Annotated in this window: 4 protein-coding genes; 2 read left to right on the forward strand and 2 right to left on the reverse strand. The window is 54.4% G+C overall.

Going from position 1 to position 6,688, the window contains the following annotated elements:
• On the forward strand, positions 1–1,892 hold a 1,892-nt coding region (locus GAP13_RS12280; protein ID WP_158908588.1), incomplete at its 5' end, for an AAA family ATPase.
• Positions 1,893–2,013: 121 nt separating this feature from the next.
• Here the strand turns inward: GAP13_RS12280 and GAP13_RS12285 are convergent.
• Complete coding sequence (locus GAP13_RS12285) at positions 2,014–3,258, reverse strand: iron-containing alcohol dehydrogenase family protein (protein WP_158908589.1); 1,245 nt, start codon at positions 3,256–3,258, stop codon at positions 2,014–2,016.
• Between the two features lie 58 nt (positions 3,259–3,316).
• Positions 3,317–4,978 (reverse strand): ClC family H(+)/Cl(-) exchange transporter, encoded by a 1,662-nt coding sequence (locus GAP13_RS12290; protein WP_158908590.1) that lies wholly within the window; start codon positions 4,976–4,978, stop codon positions 3,317–3,319.
• Between the two features lie 54 nt (positions 4,979–5,032).
• On the opposite strand from GAP13_RS12290, the gene GAP13_RS12295 reads away from it, so the two are divergent.
• Positions 5,033–6,583, forward strand: a complete 1,551-nt coding sequence (locus GAP13_RS12295; protein WP_158908591.1) for a peptide ABC transporter substrate-binding protein — start codon at positions 5,033–5,035, stop codon at positions 6,581–6,583.
• The last annotated feature ends 105 nt before the right edge of the window (positions 6,584–6,688 follow it).

Genomic DNA, 6,688 nt, shown 5'->3' on the forward strand with positions numbered 1-6,688 from the left:
CGGCAAGCCTGCCTAACCACGCCCCCGATGAACAGACTGTTCGCCAAGCGCAGGATGCGGTCGAAACTCAAAAAGCCAGGCAAGCCAGCCTCGTCCAAAAAAAGGAGAGCCTTGCTCAGCGCCTTCAGGACATCGAACATGAAATAGGCTCGCTGCAGCAAAGTATTTCAGAGGAATGGCAGAATCGCGAAGAGCTCGCGTCATTTCGCTCAGAAGCTGAGGAAATCTCGAGCAAGGCAATCGAGGCTCTCGCGCAGAGCCTGAAAGAACGCAAGCGGATTCTCGATGCGGAGCTGGAGCAGTATCGCCTAACGCGAGGTGCATTGCGTACAAGCCGCCAGCAATTTGAAGCAGCTGAAAAAGCTTTCAATCAAGCGCGCCAAGAAAGAGAACAGCTCGAAAAAACGAAGGCAGAGCTGCAGGCAAGGCTTGACTCGCTGGCAGAACAAGCTGGCGAGCATGATCCTGAGCCGCTTCTCGAGAATACTCTTCGAGCGCTGTCCGACTTGCAGAGCGAGATTATCCAGCTCGAACAGCGCGCGCAGGAATGGCAAATGGCCTATAGGGCAACGAGCGCGCAACTGGATATTCATCTTTCTTCTCTTGAATTAAAAGGGAATTCTCTGGGGCCTGCTTTTGTGCGTTTTTTTGAAGAATCCGAGAGGCTCGATGTGCGAGCGCTTTTGAGAACGCTCGAGCAGCCAGGTATTGCGAAAGACGCCGCGCTTCAAACCTCTGTCCCTCAGAAAATCTTTGTCCCCGAAGAATCTCCACACGAAGCCCCCGCAAGAGCCAAGCCGGCCAGCGCGCTGAATGCGCTCTCTGACCTCGCGGGCATCCTTTTGCAGACCGCAAAAGGCAATGAGACAGCCGACCGCAAAGCGCGCGTGGGCAGGGCTGCCTCGATTCTTTCCGAAGCATTTCGCGCAGCCGGCCAGAAAAAAGCAGTGGAAGAGGCGGAAGCTGAGGCAGATGCGTTCTCTCTTGTTGCTCATATTCAGCAGACAGCATGGCCAACGGATCGTATCCGCAGCGAAGAACAGGCGGTTTCTGCATTCAGGGAAACATATGCTCGGGCAAAAGCAGCGTATGATGCGCTCGCCGCGCGAGCATGGCGCCTTAACGAGGATGCTGCTAAGTCATTTTCGGATCAGGAAATCGAAAGCGAGGAACATGCGCTCATCGATGCCCGCGACGCTCTCGTCCTCCGAAAGAAAGATCTGGAGGATACGCTTGCCGAATTGCAGAGAGCTCGGGCAGAGATAGGCGCTCAGCTCGATCAATTCAAGCGAAGTTTTGAGCGCTACAACGAATTGCAGCAGCAATATTCTGCGGCCACGCAGGAGTTCGGCAAAATGGAAAAGCTTTCGCGCCTCTTAAGCGGCGATTTAATAAAAGGAAAGAAATTGCCATTCAAGAATTATGTCCTCAGCGCGCAATTTCGTGAGATTGCCGCACGGGCTTCGGAGCGGCTCTACCGCATGAGCAGCGGGCGCTACATTGTGGAAGCTGACCCTTTGAGCGGAACCGGAAATCAGAAAATTGGCCTTGAGCTTTTCATAACTGATGCGTGGAATGGAGCGCGGCGACCAGTCGGGACGCTCTCGGGCGGAGAAAAGTTCATGCTATCGATAAGCCTCGCCCTGGGCCTGGCGGATTCGATCCAGGAGCGAGCAGGAGCCAATCGCATCGAATCGCTCTTTATCGATGAGGGATTCGGCAGTCTCGATGTGGAATCGCTTTCGCTCGCGATTTCAGTGCTGGATGAGCTGCGCGGCGACAAGACGATCGCGATTATTTCACATGTGGATGAACTCTATAGCCGTATTCCATCGAGAATTGTGGTTGAAAAAGGGGTAGGAGGCTCGCGGCTGAGGCTCGAGAGGGACTAAAGACCAGCGCGGCGGCCAAAGCAAACGGGCGAGCAAAGGCAGCGTGGCTTCGGTCGCGACGGCTTTTCGCCTGTCCCCGAGCCATAATGCTCAGTATTGCATCATCTGGAAGTGATGTGCCTCAGGCTTCCACTTTCCCGCTATACATTCGCGCAAGCAAGCCTCTCAGCTCGTCGTCTGTAAAGGCGCGCGGGCTTGCTTTGCGGCGCCGGTATGAGAGCGCATCGGCGAGAATTTCTTCGAAAAAAGCCTCTGGTACGTTGGCAGCTTCGAGGTTCTCCGGGATGCCGATATCTCTGCCGAGGCGGGCAATAGCGCGAACCGCTTCTTGTGCTCTGGTGCCGCGTTTGCCTGTGAGTGCTTCGCCAATTGCCGAGAGTCTTTCTCCAGCGTCGGGAATCAGCGCTTCCATTACAAAAGGAAGAAGAATCGCGTTTGCCAGGCCATGGGCGAGACCTGCCATGGCTCCTACCGGGTGCGCAAATCCGTGAACCATCCCGAGCCCCGCCTGGGAGAGCCCCACCCCCGCAAGTGTCGCTGCCAGCGCCATATCGCTGCGGGCTTCCAGAAGAGCCCTGTCGCCAGAACTGCTGCTACCGCTTGCCTTTAAGCCGCGGCCAGCCCCGAAAGCTCCGTCCCCGGTGCCGCTGTCGCTGCCAACTCTGCATGCCGCGCGCAACGATCTGCCAATCCGCCGAACCGCTTCCAGGCAGTACATGTCGCTGACAGGCGTATGGAATCGGCTCACAAAGGCCTCGATGGCGTGCGTCAGCGCATCCATACCAGTTGCGGCGGTAAGGGATGGAGGCATGCTCATGTGCAGTAGTGGGTCGACGATCGCAAGCCGCGGAAAATAGAATTGGCTCGAGGTGCCTTTTTTGCTGCGGTGGCCGTGTTCGTCGACAATTGTAAAAACTGCGGCATTGGTAACCTCTGTCCCCGTGCCGGCTGTTGTCGGAATAGCCACGAGGGGCGGAACCGGTTTCGTGAACGCCAGGCCAGTGCCGACAAAATCCCGGATGGGGCGGCCCTCGCCGATGCTTGCCGCAATGCCCTTCGCGCAGTCGATGGGGCTGCCGCCGCCAAACCCGATAATCGCATTGCAGTCATTCGCGCGGCAGACCTCTGCCCCCTTGTCGACTGTGCTTGTCTCGGGATCAGCGCTGACTTCGGCAAAGTGCACCCATTGGATGCCTGCCGCATCCAGCCCTTTGCACAAGTCCCTGAAACCTTCCGAGGACGCTGTGCTCGATTTGCCTGTCACAATAAGGACTTTTGTCGCGCCCATTTCTCTGAGGCGCGGCGCTGTTTCCGAGGCGCAACCTTCTCCGAAGATAATTTTTGTTGGGGAATAGAATTCATGCATACAAGCTCTCCTTTCGGGCATTATGAGCGTATTTAAGCCGGCGGGCGGCCAGAAGACATCAAGTGAAAGACGCTCCGTTGCCTTTGATCTCCTGCTCGTCCTCTGTCGGCATGCCCAGTTTCAAAAGTTCTTCCTTTAATAATCGTGCCGCGCGCTGGTCCACTTCGATGAGTGCCTCATCGCCCGGCAGAATTTCCATCGAAAGATAGGGGAAAAGTCGTTCTTCACCTCGCATGATGCCAGTCAGTATGCATTCGCCAGGAAGCCGCTCTTTCAGCTCGCTCACCAGGTGAATCGAGCTTCCTTCCATAAAGGGAATATGCAGCGTGGCGGCAGCGTGCGTTATTTGCTCAGGATACAAGGGAGGAATCTGCGCAAGGAGTGAATCATAAATCGGCTTTGTCCTGAGCAGGTTTGCAGTGAGCGTCGCGATAATCGACACAAAAATGAATGCCGGGAAATGCGCAAAACTCCCTGCCATTTCGGTGATCAGCACCGCACCGGTGATCGGAGCCCGAACCACCGCGACGAAAAAACCTGCCATGCCAAGCAGAATATAGTTTGGCAAATACGGCGACTGATAGCCAAAAAGCCCAAGCAAGCTATACACAAGTCCGCCCAGCACGGAGCCAATCGCGAGCATGGGCAGAAAAATGCCGCCCGGCGCTCCCGATGCATACGAAAAAAGCGTGAATACAAATTTGGCAGCCAGAAGCAATGCGATTGCAAAAAAGGACATCGTCGAAAGCAAGGGGAATGAGACAAGATGATTCCCGCCACCCGCTATCATGGGAAATACAATGCTGATTGCGCCTGCCACCAGAAACGCCGAAATTACCCGGAATTCTTCGCGCGGAACAACGTGCCTGTACAGCTTCTGGAATCCGAGCAGCCCGATATTGAACAGACTGCCAAGGGCGCCAGCCAGAACGCCGATCCCCAATATAACTGTAAAGTAATATCGCAGCGGAAGGGTTTCGAGAATCGTCAGCTCGAAAATGGGGCTCGTCCCGAAAAAAATCCACATGACGACATTCGCCATGAAGGAGGCAATCATCGTCACCGTGAGCATGACTGGGGAGAAGTTGCGGTGCAGTTCCTCGATGCAAAAGAGCACGCCAGCCAGCGGCGCATTGAAAGCGGCGGATATCCCGGCAGCCGCGCCTGCAGTCACCAGGAAACGGCGATAATCGGGAATGTGGAAAATGTCCTCGATTGCGGTTCCCGCGAGCGCACCGAGCTGGATGGATGGTCCCTCTCTGCCGAGCGAAAGCCCTGCGCCAAGCGCAAATGTGCCGCCGGCGAATTTGAGAGGGAGCTCTCTTTTCCAGTCAAAATTGATGCGCCGCATGAGAAACGCTTTGACCTGGGGAATTCCGGAACCTTTGATGAGTGGCGAGCGTCGCACAAATAGTGCAGTAAATATCGCGCCTGTCGCGACGATGCCGAACCAGAGCAGAACGACCTTCGCAGGGGGCGCATTCCCGATAAGAGCATCTCTGAAATTTTCGGCGCTTACGATTGCCGTTCGGTAGGCGACGATGAGGAGCCCGGAAACCGCGCCAGTAAGTGCCGCATATGCATAGATCCGAGTGTGCGTATACAGATTGCCGTTTTTCAAACCGTATAACCTCGTTGCATCTGGATGCTCGATGGGCGCACAATATGTATCAGGCTGCAATTTGCAGCTTTTGGGGTAAATCGAAAAAAATTCTTGCATTGTGCACGAAAGCAGTATATAGTAGTTTTGAATGTTACTCAAAGAGGAGGTAATATGAGAAAGCTTCTTTTCGCAATGATCGCGCTTCTGGCGGTCGTAGGCCTGAGCGCCCAGGATTTTACGATTGTAAACGGCGCCGAGCCAGCATCGCTGGATCCGCATGCGGTTGAAGGTGTTCCTGAACACCGCATCTATATGGCTCTCTTCGAGGGACTTACTGTGTCCGATCCGCGCACGAACCGCGCAATCCCCGGTATCGCAGAGAGCTGGTCCTTCAGCAAGGATTACAAGACTATCACCTTCAAACTGCGCAAGGGCGCGGTTTGGTCTGATGGTGTCGAAATCACCGCTGACACGGTCGTCAAGTCCTGGCTTCGCAAGATGGATCCGAAGAATGCATTCCAGTATGCAGATCTTCCCGCCATGTACATCGCCGGCGCCATGGATTATCTGGAAGGCAAAGCTGGTCCCGAGAGCGTAAAAATCCGCGCAGTCGACAAGTACACCTTCGAAGTTCAGCTCGTTGGCCCGTGCCCCTTCTTTGCCGACATGACCACCCACTATGCATTTGCAATTGTTCCCATCCATGCGATCGAAAAATACGGTCAGGATTGGGTAAAGCCTGGCAAGATCGTTTCCAACGGCCCATTTGTCCTGTCTGAATGGAAACCGCAGGAAAAGATCGTTGTCGTGAAAAACAACAAATACTGGGATGCGAAGAATGTCGCGCTCAAGAAAGTTACTTTCATTGCCAACGACGACATTAATGTCGGCTACAACCTCTACAAGACTGGTGCAGCAGACTGGACTGAGACTGTGCCGCTCGAGCTCATGGACGAAGTCAAACTGCGCAAGGATTTCCATGTTGCTCCTGAGTATGGAACCTACTACTACATCTTCAATGTAACCCGCAAACCTCTCGATGATGCCCGCGTGCGCAAAGCGCTCGCCATGGCCATCAACAAGAACGACCTTGTCAACAAGGTAACCCGTGGTGGCCAGATTCCTGCGAATGGCTTTGTACCGCCAAGCGCTGGGTATACCCCTGCAAAAGGCTACGGCTATGACCCCGAAACAGCACGCAAGCTCCTTGCTGAAGCTGGCTATCCTGACGGGAAAGGCTTCCCGACCCTGCAGATTCTCTATAATACCAGTGCTTCCCACAAGCGTATCGCCGAGTTTATCCAGGCTCAGTGGAAAGACAACCTGGGCATCAATGTTGGGCTTTTGAATCAGGAATGGGGAACCTACCTCGACACCCGTTCGCAGTCACACAACTTCGACATGGCGCGCGCTGGCTGGATAGGCGACTACCTCGATCCGTCCACCTTCCTCGATATGTGGGTTACTGGTGGTACACAGAACGATGGTCTGTATTCTAACCCGAAATATGATGAGTTCATGGCCAAGTCGCGCGTAACCAGCGGCAGCGAGCGTTATCAGATCATGATGGATGCCGAAAAAGTCCTCATCGACCAGGATATGGCGGTTCTTCCGATCTACTACTATGTCACCCAGAATCTTATTGATTTGAATAAGTGGGATGGCTGGTATCCGAACCCGCTCAATACGCATCCGTGGAAGTTCGTTCGCCCCAAGAAGTAATCAAAGCGGGCTAAATGAATCTAGTAAGAGGCTGTCCGAAAGGGCAGCCTCTTTTATGAGATGACAAGATGTCATGGAGCAGTTTTGCTGAGCCGCGCATTGCAT

It is taken from the genome of Rectinema subterraneum (assembly GCA_009768935.1).
GTDB classification, from domain to species: Bacteria; Spirochaetota; Spirochaetia; order Treponematales; family Rectinemataceae; genus Rectinema; species Rectinema subterraneum.

Bases quoted from the DNA above. Each gene is read 5' to 3' on its own strand.
- GAP13_RS12285 (WP_158908589.1), bottom strand. From the start codon at position 3,258: ATGCATGAATTCTATTCCCCAACAAAAATTATCTTCGGAGAAGGTTGC.
- GAP13_RS12290 (WP_158908590.1), bottom strand. From the start codon at position 4,978: ATGCAAGAATTTTTTTCGATTTACCCCAAAAGCTGCAAATTGCAGCCT.
- GAP13_RS12295 (WP_158908591.1), top strand. From the start codon at position 5,033: ATGAGAAAGCTTCTTTTCGCAATGATCGCGCTTCTGGCGGTCGTAGGC.